The organism is Domibacillus indicus (assembly GCF_000970685.1).
GTDB lineage: Bacteria > Bacillota > Bacilli > Bacillales > Domibacillaceae > Domibacillus > Domibacillus indicus.
The window spans coordinates 59,046-75,336 of the sequence record NZ_LAJB01000005.1 but is presented as its reverse complement, the minus strand read 5'-3'; the positions used below and the strand labels follow the sequence as shown (position 1 = coordinate 75,336).

Below are 16,291 nucleotides of genomic sequence, written 5' to 3'. Positions count from 1 at the left end.
TTTGTGTAGGTACACTTTTGTTATTAATAGAGCTATATAGGTAATGAAACCTTTTTTCTAATTGAACAAAAAATTAGCGCCGCATTCCCCTTCAAAATCTCTGATTTAGTGGGGGTTAGGCGCTAAGGCTTTGATTCTTCTTGTTCTTCTGTCTTTTTATTATACCTATTGCTGCTTCCTGCTTATCAGCATTCCTATTAATTCTCTTTTTGTTTTACAATTGATTTCCATTTTGGTGCGATCAACGTATCATAAAGACTAAAAAATGGAAAGGAGGGTTTGGTGATGAAAGTTGCGAAGTCACTACTGCACAAGATTACAAACCAGACCGAAATCTTCAATAATACGCTGGATATTTATAATGAGGCCCTGTCCTTCATTATCCAGGTGATTGACAAAGAGTTTGATCATACCGACGGCCTGACAACCAAATCAATTGTACCTGCGGTGGAAAAGCTGATTCACGCAACCAAATCAAACCCTCTCCCAAAATACAAAGAGTTTAACGAGCGTTTTTACAAATTCCCTTCTTACTTTCGCAGAAGTGCGATTGCTTCTGCTTTCGGCAAAGTGAAGAGCTTCCGCTCTAACTATCAAAACTGGCAAAAAGAGCAGAAATACGCTCTTTCCGAAGGAAAAAGATTTAAGAAACAGCCTCCCCGCCTGCAGGCGGAACATAAAGAATTTCCTGTTTTTTATCGAGGGAATATGTTCAATAGAACATCTGATACGACTGCGCAAATCAAGGTATTCCACCAGAATGACTGGGTATGGACAGATATCGAATTTAAAGAGCAGGACCACTACAAACGCGGTGTCTGGGAATGGAAAGAGCACAACCCTAAGCTGATTAAGCGGGGAAAGAAATTCTTCCTTTCCATCAGCTATGAAAATAAAGTTACTTTAACAAAAGCCCCTATTCAAGAACAAAAGGTGTGTGCGGTAGACCTTGGACTGACGAACTCTGCGGTTTGTTCCGTTATCAACGCAAAAGGCACTGTCTTAGGCCGGACATTTATTAACCAGCCTAAAGAAAAAGACCGGCTGCAGACGGTAATAAACAAACTGCGGAAAGCTCAGCGGGCAAGCGGCCGTATCCAGGCGCCAAATTTTTGGCGTAAGATCAATGGGTACCAGCAGCATATTGTCCGCCACACCAGCCATGAAATTGTCAAATTCGCGACAAAACATGGCTGTGACGTTATCGTATTCGAGTACCTGGGCAGGATGAAAACCCCAAAAGGGTTTTATGGAGCCAGGAAACTTCGTTTCAAGCTTCACGGGTGGCGAAAGATAGGCATCCAAAATAAAGTGGAAGAAATGGCGCACTGCCTGGGCATGCGCATATCCCGGATCAATCCGCGAAACACGAGCTCCCTGGCGTTCGATGGCTCTGGAAAAGTGGAACGGAACCCGAAAAAAGACCTTGCCACGTTTTCAACGGGCAAAGTCTATCACGCGGATTTATCCGCTTCGTATATTATCGGCGCCCGTTACTTCATTCGGGCTTTTCAAAAATCCATTTCGGAAACGAAATGGTTGTCCCTTCAGGCAAAAGTACCTGAGCTGGCAATAAGGACATCGCAAACTTTGTCTTCGTTCATTAGTCTCCATCATGCACTCGGGCTTCCGCAGGAAGCTTAACCAGCTGATGTTGTACCGTATTCAAGATAAGGGATGCTCCATCAAAATCTTTGATTTAGGTGGAGAGGTTCACGAATGAGACAAACAAAGTATATTATGTCAGGTGGGTTAGCTTTTTCTGAGGATAAGGACATGGAAAAATTACGCCGATTTTCTTTGAAGGGTTGGCATGTCAGTGATTTTAAGTTTATGGGATATACGCTTACAAAAGGGGAAAGCTCAGATTATATCTACAGTGTAGATCATCGTTCATTAAACGAGAATGAAGAAGAGGAATACTTTGATTTTTTTTCATCTTCTGGATGGTCGCATATTGCCTCAGAAGGAGATATTCATTTATTCCGAGCACATCTTGGCACAAAACCGATCTATAGTGACCGTGCTCAACGGCTGAAAAGTATGCTAATTTAGCCCTTTCTATGAATTATTTTGCCATTCCGTTCGTTTTAATAACGGTACTTGCATGGGTTGGAGCAATAATAAGTTCTGGTACCCTAGAATCAGTATTATATGTAATAGCCGTTATTTTAACTGTATTTGCCATCCCAACAGCTTGGACTACAATAACAAATGGAAGGTAAAAGAAAAAAAAGGATTAGTTTATCTATCGAAAACGATACCAATCCTTCTCTTCTTAATGTCTGCTATTACTTTGTTATTTGTCGATGTTAGGGCAGTTCACATCATAGCCTCTATGATCATTGGAGTAATTGCACTTCCAACTGCTATTTGGGTCATCATGTCTCTTTGTCATAAAATGGGGGAGAAGAAAGCTTAGTATAGGAATCGAATAATAAAATTTTTAGACATTTTTATTGAGCTATCAAGTGCATGAGTTCAATAAAAAAGTTCCTTGACTCATTATCAAGGAGCCTTTTTGCTTATCATTAACTCTCTGCCTAACAGCTATGATTCCAGCGTCGCCTGATTTAGGAGTCCTGCATTGCTCCTTTTTCTCAATTCTTTTCACAGCATAACGCTTTTGCAGATTTATCAAACCTGAATGATTCCTTTCAATTAGGTCTGGACACAGGTTTACCACCATTTATACCATTTTTTCTTTAACTCCGCCTTCTTGGCCTCTTGCGTGTTTTTGAGGGATTCGAGCAAAAGCCGATCCCGCTTTTTTAGCGAATCCTTAATATATTGCTCTTGTTTATCTAGTTTTGTCCCTAATTCCTGGTTAAACTGCTGCTGCTCATCTAGTTTTGTCACCAATGCCTGATTAAACTGCTCCTGCCGGTCCAGCCGCTCCAGGATCACGGCTAAGTCCTTCCGAATCAAGCTCGAAGAATCTTCATTTATCAGTTCCGGCTTTACGGGTTCACCGGTTACAAAGTAATATTCAATCTGTTTAAGGGAGTAATTCTGCTCTCGATTTAATTTGCGTATCAGCAGAAGCCTTTCCAGTGCGGGCTTATCAAAATAATGGTACCCATTATCTCCTTGCAAAGTGGGGATATGCGCTTTTAATTCCCTCATCCAATTACGTATCACACCAGGACTTTCATTCACATAATTAGCCGCTTCTTTCACCGTCATGCGGATCTCCTCAAGGTTTTCCGTTAGGTTTTCATCACGTAGATCCTGCGTTTGATATGCGATTTTAATCACCCTTTCAAGGTAGGTTTCAACGCCTGTGACTGATCCGCAACCCATTGTTATGCCTTTTCCAAGGTGTGTGAACCGCTTCGTTAAGGTTTTAGAGCAGGTTGTTCACTTATGTTTACAGTTCGATGCTCCTTCCTAATATCCTTTAAAAAATCAAATGATCGTTTAAACGGGTCGAATCCCAAAATAAAAAGAGCGGCTTTGAAGTGACCCCGAAAAGTTAGACAGGTTCTTTTATGAAAGTAGAGTCGATAATTAGCGCTTCTTGAAAAAGCCCTCCGTCTACGTTGTACCATTTCCCCTTAATCTTAACTAGACCCTCCGCGTGAGTTAATGAGGCCTCAATCGCTGTGCTATAGCCCATCTTTTCATAGAATACCGTAAGATTGAGCATATGAATCCCAATCAAATTGCTTATTGATTAGGACATGATAAGCTGAGTTTATTCTATTATCTACTGCTGTTGAGGAATTCTCAACTCGTTTAGATACAGCAAGGGATAGCTGAACCAGCTTTAATATCTCGGAGCACTTACACTACACCATTAGATCTCAGTTGACTGAGCGGTTATAAGATCGAAATCACGGTAATCCGTTAAGTTCGGATCTATGGGATGTGCCGGGATATTGAGGCCTTCCTTAAGGTGGCCAAATCGCTCTAAAAGCTTGAAAAAGAATTCTAGAGCCGTTCCTGCGATAGCCTGAAACCATTGTGTTTGCCCGCGTCATTATGCTGTCCTGGCCAAATTGCCGTCACACCGACCAGCGCACCATCGGAGGTCTTTTTTATGAACGAATTGATGAAGTCAGCAAGTTTGACTAAGCTGTGGCATTGCAGCAGCTACTCGAGCTTCTTCAGGATTCATTCAAACAGACGAAGCAGAATATTCAAAAGCTGATACAGTGTCAACTCAACGACTGGATCGCTGGCCCGTCTAGCTACATCAAGGCTTATTTGCCAATTCTATTCTGCAAAAGGTGAATTATATAGAAATTTTCTTTACAAATAATTTTGTGAGTCTTAAGATAGGACTATAAAATATTCTTCAGGTTATTTTTAGCCTGCAAGGAGGGAAAACAAATGAATAATGTTGCATTAAATAAGGTTTATGAGTTTTCTGGATGGATAACTAAGCTAGTCTATATTAATATTTTATGGCTGAGTTATACAGTCTTTGGGGGAATAATACTAGGATTTTTTCCTGCAACAATAGCAATGCTTTTTGTAACCAAAAAGTTAATTTTAGAAAAAAATGAATTCAATATTAAAAATGAATTCACTGTTTTTTTCAAAAAGGAATTCAAAAAAAGCAATAAATCCTTTTATCCGTTTATAATTGCTGGTGTTATTCTAATTATGGATATCCGGTTTATTTCACTATTAAATTTTGAGTATAGCGGCATATTAATAAAGTCATTTTATTTACTCCTATTTTTATTAATTATGGTTTTATTGTATAGTCTTTTGGTTTATATCGATGGTGATGTAGGGATAAAAAAAATGATCAAAAAAGCTATTCTTATTTTATTGAATAATCCTGTTACAAATATTTATATTTTGATCGGATTATCATTGTTATACTCTTTAACTGTAAATGTAGCTGGGCTATTCTTTTTTTTCTCTGGATCGGTTTCCAGCTGGTTCTTGTGTTTTACAGAACAAAAAATAATGAGAAAAAAATACTAAAAAGAATGTTGACATCTCTAAACAGATATTTTATGATGGTATCAAATAAAATGCTTTCTTGGTAAGTTGAGTTTTAAAAGTTTTTTAAACGATTAAATGAAGTGCAGCTTTTTATTTGAATATTTATTTAAACGATTAAATGAAGTGTTGCTTTTTATTTAAGCACTCATTTAAACGATTAAATGAAGTGTTGCTTTTTATTTAAACATTCATTTAAACGATTAAATGGATAATATTTTCCTTTATGTTTGTTAGAGAAAATATTTGGAGGAGGAGAGTGTAATGGAAAAAAAACCAAGCATAAAGGACGTTGCTAAAGTAGCAACTGTATCGACAGCAACTGTTTCAAATGTCATGAATGCTTCTAGATATGTAAAAGAAGAAACACGTGCAAAAGTGCTTAAAGCAATGGAAGAGTTGAATTACAGGCCTAATACAGCGGCCAAGTCTCTGAAGGGAAAAAATACAAAATTAATTGGTCTTATCATTCCTATCCAGCAAAGTGATACCTCAGCAGACTTTTTCATTTCTTTAGCTAACGGAATTGAAAGCGTTTTAAACAATGAGGGATATAAATTAGTTATTAGCAACTCTCACGAAAACATCAATAACGAGTTAGATCAAATCGAAATGTTTAATACGGAGTTTGTTGATTATATGGATGGCATGATTATTGCTCCCACATCTGAAATCGGAAAAGAAACAGATGATCCAATGATGATCGAGTACCCAGTAGTATATGTAGATCGAAAGCTGAGTTCGACAGATAAGGTAGATACTATTTACACGAATAACTATTCAGTTACCTATGAAGCCATTGAAATGATGTTAAAAAAAAATAGAAAGAGAATTGCTTTTATTTCTGGCCCGATTGATGTGTCAAGTACAATTGAGCGTTTCGAAGCGTATAAAGATGTTTTAGGAAAATATCAAATTGAAATGGAAAAGGAATTAATTTTTGTAGGAGAATCTTCTTTTGAATCTGGCTACAAAATAGCCTACCAGCTTTTGACCACTCAGGATGTTGATGGCATTGTAGTAGTCAATAATACAATGTCCATGGGCGTGTACAAATACTTAAAAGAAGAAAATATTCAAATACCAAAAAAGGTCTCTTTTCTTTCTTATGATGATTTTAATTGGATGGAACTAACAGATCCAACAATAACCACTATTAAGCAGCCATCATTTGAAATGGGGAAAGCAGCTGCAGAGCTTTTACTGGAGAAGTTGGAAAACAAGTCACATGAGCCAAAAGAAATCTGTATTGAATCTTCAATAATTATTCGTAATTCCTTGTAAGTGAATCCAAAATAACATAGACGGAGGTTTGACATGAAAACATCTAAAATTATTGTTAGCTTGTTATTGCTTATCAGTGCATTTTTAGTAGGATGCAGCAACAATGATTCCGAACAATCAGCAAATGGAACAACAACGATTGATTTTGCTATTCATGTAGCCAATCCAGCTGAGCAGGAGCCAGCGTTTTATCAGTTAATAGAAAAATTTCAAGCTGAAAACCCTGACATTAAAATCAACCTGATTGGAAAAGAGCAACAAGAGCATGTGAAAAGCATCAAGATGATGTCACAATCTGATAAGCTTCCGGATGTTTTCTGGATGCTGCCAGCTTCAGCAGCTGAGTTACAAGATGCTGGTATGTTAATGGAATTAAATGAATTTATTGATGGAAATCCCGATATCAAAGATGCACTTAATGAAAATATGTTAAACACGTATGTCGCCGATGGCAAGCAATATGGCTTGCCGTATCAACCCCTTGTTACAGGCTTGTTTTATAACAAAGCACTCTTTGATCAATACGGAGTAAAAGTTCCACAAACTTATGAAGAATTGACAGCAGTAACAAAAGTATTTGAACAAAATGGTATTACGACAATTGCTAAAGGAGCAAAAGATGAATATTCTGTGTGGGCATTTCTAACGATGCTTTCAAGATATGGATATTTTGACAAAATCGATGCCATTCTTGCAGGAGAAGAAAGCTATAACAACCAGGATTTTGTAAACTACTATGCGAAAATTGATGAGTTGAGAAAACTTGGGGCTTTTCCAGATAACGTTTCAACTCAATCTTATTTCCAAGCAGTTGAACAATTTCTCAATGGCCAAGCAGCAATGCTAGATTCAGGTATGTGGGATGTGCAAAAAATTGAGCAAAGCAAGATTGGAAAAGATGTAGGGTTCTGGTGGGGACCAACATTTAAAGATGGTGTAGGAAACCAACAAGTAAGTTCTGTTGTTCCAGCTGCACCATTGCTAGTCAGCAAAAAAGTGGGAGAGGATGAAGCTAAAAAAGAAGCGATCCTTAAATTGTTCAAATTTTACTATGGCGAAGAAGGAACACAAATTATGGCGGAAAACCAAGTGCCGCCTATGACGAATGCTGAAGTAACCATCAATGAAGAAGAGCATCCATTATTTAAGAGGTTAGTAGATCAAATACAACTTGAAGGATGGGAAAGTCAGCCAAACCAGCCGGATCTTGTAGTACCCGAAGCTATTGCAAACGCTATGTATGACAGTATCTATGGTGTAATTAATGGAACTTATACGCCGAAGCAAGCAGCAAAAGTAGTAGCAGATAAAATTTCAGAAACTAATTAATTTTCAATAATCAGTTCATGCAATTCAAAAATGAAATTGCGTGAACTGATACTAAAAAGTAGGTGAAAGAATGCGATGGTTTAGTAGTAACAAAAATAAGTTATTGATGCTATTGCCAACGGTGCTTTTATATTTAGCATATATTTTGATGCCGATTGTAATCGCCATATATTATAGTTTTACAAAATTCACGGGCATAGGTACACCTCAATATGTAGGGATGTCTAACTACCAACGACTTTTCAGCGATCCCATTTTCATTATAGCTTTAAAAAATACATTTATTGTATTATTCGTTACTTTGTTAATTCTCATACCTGGCGCATTCCTTCTTTCATTATTACTCAACAAAAAAATGAAAGGATTAGGAACAATTCGTGCGATTAATTACTCTCCTTCAATCATTGCACCTATTATGGTTGGTTTGATTTGGGTGTTTATTTTAGATCCGCAAATTGGTCTAATTAATACTTTTTTAACCAAGATCGGCCTTGGTGAACTGACTTTTCAGTGGATAGGTGGAGAAACATTAACACCATTTTCTGTTGCGATTGTACAGAGCTGGCAAAGCTTAGGTTATATTGCAACGATCTTTTTAGCTGGATTAACGCTAATTCCAAAGGATTTATATGAAGCCGCTGATATTGATGGAGCGAGTAAATTTCAGCAGCTAATCCATGTTACGATTCCACTCCTTAATGAAACATTTAAATTAAATATCATTTTAGTGATAACGCTTTGCTTTAAAATATTTGAAACCGTTCTCCAGCTAACAAATGGCGGGCCAAATCATTTATCAGACGTACTAGTTACGTATATGTATAGCACGACTTTTACTGCTGGAGAATATGGCTATGGAATGGCGATTGCGGTAGCTTCACTAGTTGCAACAATTCTATTTGCAGGAGCCTTCTTAGGACTATTCACGTTAGGAAAAAGAGTAAGCAACAAGGAAGGGGTGTAAGATTATGAAAACTTTAGCGTCACCAACATCAGAAAACACCTTGCCTTCAGCTCAGCGTAAAAGCAGGACAATCGAAGTGTTATCCCGGGTTCTTACGATTGCTATTACGCTTTTGGTCATGATTCCTTTTCTCTGGATGATCTTGCTTTCATTTAAAGACAATCAAGCTATTCTTTCAAACCCGTTGTCCTTGCCCGAAAGTTTTAACTTAGATAATTACAAAAGAGCATTCGAAACATTAGATATGGCACTGCTATACAAGAATACATTTTTTATTGCGGCTGTTTCCGTTTTACTTGGATTAGTGATTACATTCATGAGTTCATTTGCTATAAGCAGAATGATATTTAAACGTGAAAAGTTTAAAAACAGCCTGTATTTATTCTTAATAGCGGGTCTTGCTATACCACCATTTATCTTACTATTCCCAATTTATCGAATTACAATATCACTTGGGATTGAAAATACCTATCTGTCTTTGATTCTGCCCTATATTGCAACCACTATTTCTTTTAACACGCTGTTGTTTATAGGATTTTTGAAGGACTTTCCGACAGAAATTGAAGAAGCTGCTGTGATTGACGGATGTAACTTGTTTACGCTTTGTACAAAAGTAGTCTTTCCAGTGGTTAAACCTGTAATCATGACAATATTTATCTTCAATATATTATACGTGTGGAACGAATTCCCATTTGCGGTGACGCTAATTAGTGACCCATCGCATATGACGATTCCATTAGCAATTTCAGAATTTAAAGGAAGATACAATATTGATTATGGCGGAATTGTCTCAGCAAGTTTGCTGTTTATCATTCCGCAATTAATTTTCTATACAATATTCCAGAAACACATTATTGAGGGAATGACTGCTGGAGCAGTTAAAGGATAAAAAAATTATTTTTTGGAGGAAATACAATTATGTCTAAACTTTCAAACGGATTTATGCAAAACTTAACTACATTTAAAGATGTGCGATCTGCACGGGTTTCGAGTTCGGACCAAACAGGAAAAAATCAGGATTACTGGCTGATTCCACCGAACGAGTCTGTCGTATTAGGAGAAATTGAAGGGCCAGGTTGTTTAACACATTTTTGGATGACTTCATTCTGCAGAAAAATTATGGGGCCAAGCATTGTCGACCCAGCTTTAGGGAGCAATGTGGCACCAGTTAATGAAATCCATAATGCACTTGGTGTTACATGGGAAGAGCAAGATCCATTCTACTATCGAAAAGCATTGATTAAAATTACATGGGATGACCAGGATACACCAAGCGTGCTGGCCCCATTTGGCGATTTCTTCTGTGTCGGCCATTCCTTGCCTGGAAACTTTGAATCAGCGCCATTTAATGTATCAGTTAAGCCAGAGGAAGCAAATAAATTTGGTGCCCCTGCAGCATTAAATTGTTTCTTTCCAATGCCATTTAATAAAAAAGCAAAAATTGAAATTGTAAACGAAAATGATTTGCCATTTGGCCTGTACTTCTATATCGATTATGAACTTTACAAAGAAGAACTGCCTGAAGATACAGTCTATTTCCATGCGAATTGGCATCGTGAAAATCCTTGTGAAGGCTGGGGAAATGATCTTCAAGTGAACAGCCCAGCCGTACAAAGCGTTGCCAACCTGTCTGGTGATGAAAACTATGTTGTTTTAGAAACAAAAGGAAAAGGCCATTATGTAGGCTGCAATTTATCCGTCAATCACTTCCAGGGAAGCTGGTGGGGTGAAGGGGATGACATGATTTTCATCGATGGAGAAAAACAGCCAAGTATTAATGGAACAGGCAGTGAAGATTATTTTGGACATGCATGGGGCATGCAGAAAAACGCGTTCCTTTACAATGGGTCCATTATTCATGAGAGTGAAAAACCGGGCTATCAGGTGTCATACCGCTTCCATATTGCTGATCCAGTTCATTTCTCTGAAAGCATTAAAGTAACCCTTGAGCACGGCCACGCAAACCATCTATCTGATGATTGGTCTTCAACTGCATACTGGTATCAAACGTTGCCGTCACCGAAACTTGATATTCTTCCAGTAGAAGAAAGACTTCCACATGTTGCGGAAATGGCAGCTGTGACTCAAAAAGCAAAGCCGGCATTAACGGAAGAGCAGCAAAGAGCATACGAATCTGCAAAAGAGTTAGAAGAATCGTATGTCACTGAAAAGAAAAATCAAATGGAGATCAAATTTAATAAAACAAGAGAATCTTCAGTTGGAAACAAAGAACATGCAGAACGCGTAAAAAGTACGCTGTAAAGCCACCATTCATGAACGAGTTAAATGATTCATTTAATTCGTTCATTCTCTTAGATAAATGTATCAATAAAAACAGGAGACTAACCTAATGGTGACATCAAGTCAGGCTGGCGGTAAAGTGAGCCGTAAACTAAAACAACAAGAAGAGAGGATTAAACAAAGTCCTTATTCCTTGAATAATCATCTCAGAGCTCCAACTGATTGGATTAATGATCCGTATGTCTTTGCTCAGTATAAAGGGAAACATTATTTAATTGATCACTACTGTCTCGGCAGTTCTAAGCGAACCCCCTATTCTATTCTGGAAATGTATTAATGATAAAAAGGAGACTAAAATAGATGATAACGACAAAACATCAAGCTGCCCTTGATCAAGCAAATCATGAAATAGAAAAACAAAAAGACTGGATTAAACAAAGCCCGTACCGATTAAACTATCATTTTATGGCGCCAACTGGCTGGATTAATGATCCTAATGGATTTGTACAATATAACGGTGAGTATCAATTATTTTATCAGTACTATCCTTATGATTCAAAATGGGGACCTATGCACTGGGGGCATGCCAAAAGCCGGGATTTGGTTCATTGGGAGCACTTACCTGTTGCGCTAGCGCCGTCTGAGCCCTATGATTCTGGAGATGTGCAGGGTTATGGCTGTTTTTCAGGAAGTGCTGTGGTAGACGGCAATGATCTCGTTTTGATTTACACAGGGCACGTAGATGGAAATTCACCTATGCAGGTTCAATGTATTGCAACAAGCAAAGACGGTGTGTCTTTTGAAAAATACGAACAAAATCCTGTCATTGCTCAATTTCCAGTCGATGGGTCGCCTGATTTTAGAGATCCGAAAGTCTGGAAACATGAGGACAAATGGTACATGGTTGTTGGCACAAAGAAAGACGGCAAGGGAAAAGCTGTCTTATATGTTTCAAAAGATTTAAAGAACTGGGAATACAAAGGCGTGACTGCTGAAAGTGACGGCACTCAAGGAGACATGTGGGAGTGCCCGGATTTATTCCCGATCAATGATACCCACGTTTTAATTGTTTCACCGATGTATGGCACTCAGAATGAAAAGCCATTTTATGTTGTTGGTGATATGGATTATGATCAGGGGATCTTCACACAGAAAAGCTATAAAACATTAGATTATGGTTTCGATTTTTATGCGCCGCAGACGCTGATTGATGAGAAAGGCCGGAGAATTATGATTGGCTGGATGGAAAAATGGCTGACAAAAATGCCTTCCCAGGAACATGGCTGGGCTGGAGCAATGACCATTCCAAGAGAACTTGTTATAGAATCCGGCAATATTCTAAAGCAAAAGCCTATGGATGAATTAAAAACATTAAGAACAGATTATTACAATTTATCGAATTTTGAAGTAACGGATCTTCGTGTAATAAGCAACTCCTACGAACCAGTTTCTGAGACCATCATTGATGTTAATGTAAAGGAAACAGATGCTTCTGTTTTTGGTATTCAGCTAAGATGTTCGCAAGATGGAAAAGAAAAAACAGAAATTTTGCTTGATCTGGACAAGAAAGAAATTGTAATGGATCGGGAATATTCTGGAATCGGAGAAAAAGGGATTAGCAAAGCACCGCTGGTTGAAAAGGATGGAAAGATCAACCTTCGCATTTTTATGGATACTACATCAGTTGAGGTCTTTATAAACGATGGAGAACAAGTCATTACCAATCGGATTTTCCCGGATGCTCAAAGTACCCAATTTAATGTTTTTTCAAAGGGTGGAAAGGCCCAAATAGATCGTTTTGAAACATGGAAACTTCAATCTGCCTGGAATTAAATCAGCGTAACCGTTTCATGGTGAGAAGTTTAGCAGACACAAAAGAGTCCTAAACATTCGTTTGGACTCTTTTCTTTCACTCTACTGTAAATGCGTTTACCTTAGATAAGGGGATGAGGATCAATGTTTAAAAAATTAAAACATATAGTGGTTGATTTTATAACTAATTGTGATCCGAAATTTTTTATTACAAACAGATTTTTTTAACCCATAGGACAGGCAGGAGAACATCATTGGAAAATCGAAGGGAGAAAATTTTATATGTTCGATGTTGTAGCACTTGGCGAATTACTGATCGATTTTACCCCGGCAGGAAAATCTGAAAATGGAAATGCCCTGTTTGAAACGAACCCAGGCGGGGCTCCGGCAAATGTTTTGGCTACTCTATCTAAATTCAACCATAAAACAGCGTTTATAGGGAAGGTAGGTAATGATCAGCTCGGCGCTTTCTTAGGGGATGTATTAAAAAGAAGCGACATCGATACGCAGGGCTTAGTTTATTCAGAAAATGTCAATACAACGCTGGCCTTTGTCCATTTAAGTGATGATGGCGACCGGTCTTTTCACTTTTACCGTTCTCCCGGGGCAGATATGATGCTGGACAAGCAGGAAGTCGATGCTACTCTAATTCAGAGTGCAAAGGTCTTTCATTTCGGATCCCTTTCTATGACGCATGAACCAGCTAAAGCCGCAACGATAAAAGCGCTTAAAGCGGCAAAGGAGAAAGGGATTTGTATTTCTTACGATCCAAATCTGCGACCGGCGCTTTGGGAAAGTTTAGTGCATGCCAGAGAAACGATTATTGAGGGCATGCATTATGCGGATATCCTAAAAATATCTGAGGAAGAATTAGAGTTTATTACGGGTACGAGTGATTTTGAGCGGGGATCAAAATTTTTATGTGAAAAATTTGGGCTTAAAGTGGTTTTGATTACCTTAGGAGAGAAAGGATGTTTCTACCGGTTTGAAAAAGGGACCGGCCATATCAATGGATTTAAAATAAATGCCATTGATACAACTGGGGCAGGGGATATGTTTTTAGGGTCCTTTCTGCATCAAATCATTATGAAGGACGTTTCCTGGGGTTCCCTTGAAACAGAAGACCTTGAAGAGATGATTACCTTTGCCAATGCGGCAGCAGCTTTAGGAACGACGAAAAAAGGGGCGATTCCTGCCATTCCGTATTTGCGTGATGTGAGTGAGTTTATTAAGGAAGTAAAGTGTTAAGTGAAAAGGCGATCGGCGGCAACGCCGGTCTTTTTTCTATAAACAACCATGGTAAAACCACCATAAAAAGGAGATGAAAAAACTGATGAAAACAGAAAAAGAAAAAATGTTGAATGGTGATTATTATAATGCGAGTGACCCTGTACTTGTAAGTGATCGTGAAAACGCAAGAAGATTAACCAGACTATATAACCAAACCATAGAAATAGAGGACGCAACAAGAAGAAAAATTCTAAAGGAATTGCTCGGTTCAACGGGGAGCAACTTTTATGTTGAGCCGACTTTTCGGTGTGATTATGGTTACAACATTCATGTTGGAGAAAACTTTTATGCCAATTTTGATTGTGTCATTCTGGATATCTGTGAAGTGCGAATAGGAGATAACTGCCTTCTAGCTCCAGGTGTACATATTTACACAGCTGCCCATCCCTTAGATACAGCAGCCCGCATTTCAGGAATAGAATACGGTAAACCTATAACAATTGGGAATAATGTGTGGATTGGTGGAAGGGCTATTGTTAACCAGGGCATTACCATTGGAGACAACGTGGTTGTTGCATCAGGCGCCGTGGTGACAAAAAATGTTCCAAGCAATGTGGTTGTAGGCGGTAACCCTGCAAAAGTGATAAAGCAGATTGAATAGCGGTTGAAATCTTAAAGAAGAACTCAAAATAAAATACATTATTTAACAGCTGTACATTAGTATATTTACATGTTTTTTTAAAACATACTAATTTATAGTTTTATCCAATAAAGATTTAAAAGCGATAAGCTGGGACCGTCAATAATTTTGTGTAAATGACGAATCCCTTTTCTTGTAGACTGTCATTTAATCAGCGGTTTTGAACATGGCTGCGAGCTCCGCACGTGCCTGATCAAAACCAATATGGCACCGCAAAGCGAAACGCTGGTTGTAGTTCTCAAACTGAGAAACGAGAAAGCGCTCCAGCGCTTCTTCGTTTGGAAATTGCTCCTTGCGCTTTGTATATTTCTTGATCTGTTTATTGAACGATTCAATCAGGTTCGTTGAATAAAGACTCCGTCGAATGGATTTTGGGAAACCATAAAACGTAAAGATATGCGGGTTTTCAGCCAATGACTTCGTCACTTTTGGATAAACCGCCTGCCATTTGGAACAGAAGGTTTCCAGTGCCTGCTGTCCTTCTTCGGCACTTTCAGCACGATAAACGGCTTTGAAGTCCCCGCAGATTTCAGCTCGGTCTGAAACACGGACTTTATAGGAGATGTTGCGGGCAAGATGGACAAGGCATGTCTGATACTGAGCATGGGGATAGACATGAAAGATACTGTCCGTGATGCCTTTCAGGCCATCAGAAATAAACAAAAGCACTTCACTTGCGCCTCTTTCCTTAATATCAAGAAGCAGCTCTTTCCAGACAAACGCCGACTCGGTGGGAGCGATCGTATAGGCGAGAACTTCTTTTGACCCGTCTTCTCCCGGATGCCGACCGCCAGGTAGACGGCTTCTTTCGAAACCGTTTCACGCTTAACGGCAATGTAGGTAGCATCTAAATAGACACAGACATATCGGTCACTAAGGGGACGGCGGATAAATGCTTCAATTTGTCCTGTCATTGCTTTGGCCATGTTGGAAACCGTCTGCGGGGTGTAGTGATGGCCATACATCTTCTCAATTAAATCGGAAATTTCAGTCATCGTGACGCCTTTTTGAAACAGGTGGATGACAAACGATTCGAGCGTATCATTGGAGCGCCGGTAAGGCGCAATGGTTTGTTGTTTAAACTCACCATTGCGGTCGCGCGGGATCGTCAGCTGGAGGTCTCCGTATTCGGTGTGCAGCGTACGGGAATAAACACCATTGCGGGAGTTGCCCGAATGAAAGCCAGCCCGGTCGTATTTCTCGTAATCTAAAAAAGCGGTCAATTCAGTCGCGAGCAGCGTATTAACTGCTGTTTCTAAATGAGTGCGAAATACTTCCGTAATATCTTGTTTTTTTACTAGAGCCTCGACAATATCTGTTGTAAACTGGTTCATAGGGAAGACCTTCTTTCTTTGAATTGGTGTGTGGTAACTCAATTCTACAAGAAAAGGTCTTCCTTTTTGTATTTATTCATTTACACAAGATATTGTACGCTCTCTGCTAAGTATGATGCTGTTTAATGTACCATACTTTTTTTACATAATATGTACTCATATTCTCTGTATATATGTTTTTTATATCATGTGCTAAATTCAAATATTTGTTTAAAGGGGTAGTACCAGCGAAGCTGTTACCAACCGCAATAAAGAAATCTCAAGAATATAATAAGTTGTTTAGTTTAATAGTTCCAACATGCATATCCCTATCCTGTTTTGCATTAATAACATAAATAAAGGATTATAGATATTAGTCAACTAATATCTATAATCCTTTTATATATTCTCAGTAAATTTGTTCTACTCTTGAGCATATGATCGATTACTAATGTAATT

13 protein-coding genes and 2 pseudogenes are annotated in these 16,291 nt (G+C 38.5%); 13 read left to right on the top strand and 2 right to left on the bottom strand.

Features of this window, described 5'->3' with window-relative positions:
• The first annotated feature begins 285 nt into the window (after positions 1-285).
• Together VP98_RS08115 and VP98_RS19215 are read left to right on the top strand one after the other, a co-directional pair.
• A complete protein-coding gene (locus VP98_RS08115; protein ID WP_046174887.1) occupies positions 286-1,644 on the top strand; it encodes an RNA-guided endonuclease TnpB family protein in 1,359 nt (452 codons plus the stop codon).
• Between the two features lie 75 nt (positions 1,645-1,719).
• On the top strand, positions 1,720-2,055 hold the full coding sequence (locus VP98_RS19215) for a DUF2812 domain-containing protein (RefSeq protein WP_231584145.1): 336 nt from the start codon (positions 1,720-1,722) through the stop codon (positions 2,053-2,055).
• A gap of 624 nt (positions 2,056-2,679) precedes the next feature.
• Here the strand turns inward: VP98_RS19215 and VP98_RS08100 are convergent.
• On the bottom strand, positions 2,680-3,303 hold the full coding sequence (locus tag VP98_RS08100; RefSeq protein ID WP_052712187.1) for a MerR family transcriptional regulator: 624 nt from the start codon (positions 3,301-3,303) through the stop codon (positions 2,680-2,682).
• Positions 3,304-3,853: 550 nt separating this feature from the next.
• Between VP98_RS08100 and VP98_RS19505 the strand changes: the two are divergent.
• From VP98_RS19505 to VP98_RS08050, 11 genes and pseudogenes are all read left to right on the top strand, one after another.
• Positions 3,854-4,236 (top strand): annotated as a pseudogene (locus tag VP98_RS19505) (IS4 family transposase); the annotation flags it as partial.
• Between the two features lie 99 nt (positions 4,237-4,335).
• Positions 4,336-4,941: a YesL family protein gene (locus tag VP98_RS08095; RefSeq protein ID WP_046174885.1), complete on the top strand. Its 606-nt coding sequence runs from the start codon at positions 4,336-4,338 to the stop codon at positions 4,939-4,941.
• A gap of 282 nt (positions 4,942-5,223) precedes the next feature.
• Positions 5,224-6,243 carry a LacI family DNA-binding transcriptional regulator gene (locus tag VP98_RS08090; RefSeq protein ID WP_046174884.1) on the top strand — a complete coding sequence of 340 codons (1,020 nt, stop codon included), beginning with the start codon at positions 5,224-5,226 and terminating at the stop codon, positions 6,241-6,243.
• A gap of 33 nt (positions 6,244-6,276) precedes the next feature.
• Positions 6,277-7,572: an ABC transporter substrate-binding protein gene (locus tag VP98_RS08085; protein WP_046174883.1), complete on the top strand. Its 1,296-nt coding sequence runs from the start codon at positions 6,277-6,279 to the stop codon at positions 7,570-7,572.
• A 70-nt stretch (positions 7,573-7,642) separates the two neighbouring features.
• A complete protein-coding gene (locus tag VP98_RS08080) occupies positions 7,643-8,536 on the top strand; it encodes a carbohydrate ABC transporter permease (protein WP_046174882.1) in 894 nt (297 codons plus the stop codon).
• A gap of 4 nt (positions 8,537-8,540) precedes the next feature.
• Entirely contained in the window at positions 8,541-9,425 is an 885-nt protein-coding gene (locus VP98_RS08075) for a carbohydrate ABC transporter permease (RefSeq protein ID WP_046174881.1), read from the top strand.
• A 29-nt stretch (positions 9,426-9,454) separates the two neighbouring features.
• Positions 9,455-10,798: a glycoside hydrolase family 172 protein gene (locus VP98_RS08070; RefSeq protein ID WP_046174880.1), complete on the top strand. Its 1,344-nt coding sequence runs from the start codon at positions 9,455-9,457 to the stop codon at positions 10,796-10,798.
• A gap of 88 nt (positions 10,799-10,886) precedes the next feature.
• Positions 10,887-11,114, top strand: coding sequence for a hypothetical protein (locus VP98_RS08065; protein WP_046174879.1), 228 nt, complete (start codon positions 10,887-10,889; stop codon positions 11,112-11,114).
• A 23-nt stretch (positions 11,115-11,137) separates the two neighbouring features.
• The gene (locus tag VP98_RS08060; protein WP_046174878.1) at positions 11,138-12,610 is read left to right on the top strand and encodes a glycoside hydrolase family 32 protein; all 1,473 of its coding nucleotides are present in this window, start codon (positions 11,138-11,140) and stop codon (positions 12,608-12,610) included.
• A gap of 261 nt (positions 12,611-12,871) precedes the next feature.
• Positions 12,872-13,837 carry a PfkB family carbohydrate kinase gene (locus tag VP98_RS08055; protein ID WP_046174877.1) on the top strand — a complete coding sequence of 322 codons (966 nt, stop codon included), beginning with the start codon at positions 12,872-12,874 and terminating at the stop codon, positions 13,835-13,837.
• Positions 13,838-13,922: 85 nt separating this feature from the next.
• The gene (locus tag VP98_RS08050; protein ID WP_046174876.1) at positions 13,923-14,480 is read left to right on the top strand and encodes a maltose acetyltransferase domain-containing protein; all 558 of its coding nucleotides are present in this window, start codon (positions 13,923-13,925) and stop codon (positions 14,478-14,480) included.
• A 186-nt stretch (positions 14,481-14,666) separates the two neighbouring features.
• Here the strand turns inward: VP98_RS08050 and VP98_RS08045 are convergent.
• Positions 14,667-15,853, bottom strand: a pseudogene (locus tag VP98_RS08045) (IS256 family transposase).
• Positions 15,854-16,291: the final 438 nt, after the last annotated feature.

What these genes read in the sequence shown, in the direction of transcription:
- VP98_RS08070 (WP_046174880.1), top strand. Translation starts at nt 9,455, where the DNA reads ATGTCTAAACTTTCAAACGGATTTATGCAAAACTTAACTACATTTAAA.
- VP98_RS08095 (WP_046174885.1), top strand. Translation starts at nt 4,336, where the DNA reads ATGAATAATGTTGCATTAAATAAGGTTTATGAGTTTTCTGGATGGATA.
- VP98_RS19215 (WP_231584145.1), top strand. Translation starts at nt 1,720, where the DNA reads ATGAGACAAACAAAGTATATTATGTCAGGTGGGTTAGCTTTTTCTGAG.
- VP98_RS08050 (WP_046174876.1), top strand. Translation starts at nt 13,923, where the DNA reads ATGAAAACAGAAAAAGAAAAAATGTTGAATGGTGATTATTATAATGCG.
- VP98_RS08065 (WP_046174879.1), top strand. Translation starts at nt 10,887, where the DNA reads ATGGTGACATCAAGTCAGGCTGGCGGTAAAGTGAGCCGTAAACTAAAA.
- VP98_RS08075 (WP_046174881.1), top strand. Translation starts at nt 8,541, where the DNA reads ATGAAAACTTTAGCGTCACCAACATCAGAAAACACCTTGCCTTCAGCT.
- VP98_RS08085 (WP_046174883.1), top strand. Translation starts at nt 6,277, where the DNA reads ATGAAAACATCTAAAATTATTGTTAGCTTGTTATTGCTTATCAGTGCA.
- VP98_RS08115 (WP_046174887.1), top strand. Translation starts at nt 286, where the DNA reads ATGAAAGTTGCGAAGTCACTACTGCACAAGATTACAAACCAGACCGAA.
- VP98_RS08100 (WP_052712187.1), bottom strand. Translation starts at nt 3,303, where the DNA reads ATGGGTTGCGGATCAGTCACAGGCGTTGAAACCTACCTTGAAAGGGTG.
- VP98_RS08055 (WP_046174877.1), top strand. Translation starts at nt 12,872, where the DNA reads ATGTTCGATGTTGTAGCACTTGGCGAATTACTGATCGATTTTACCCCG.
- VP98_RS08060 (WP_046174878.1), top strand. Translation starts at nt 11,138, where the DNA reads ATGATAACGACAAAACATCAAGCTGCCCTTGATCAAGCAAATCATGAA.
- VP98_RS08080 (WP_046174882.1), top strand. Translation starts at nt 7,643, where the DNA reads ATGCGATGGTTTAGTAGTAACAAAAATAAGTTATTGATGCTATTGCCA.
- VP98_RS08090 (WP_046174884.1), top strand. Translation starts at nt 5,224, where the DNA reads ATGGAAAAAAAACCAAGCATAAAGGACGTTGCTAAAGTAGCAACTGTA.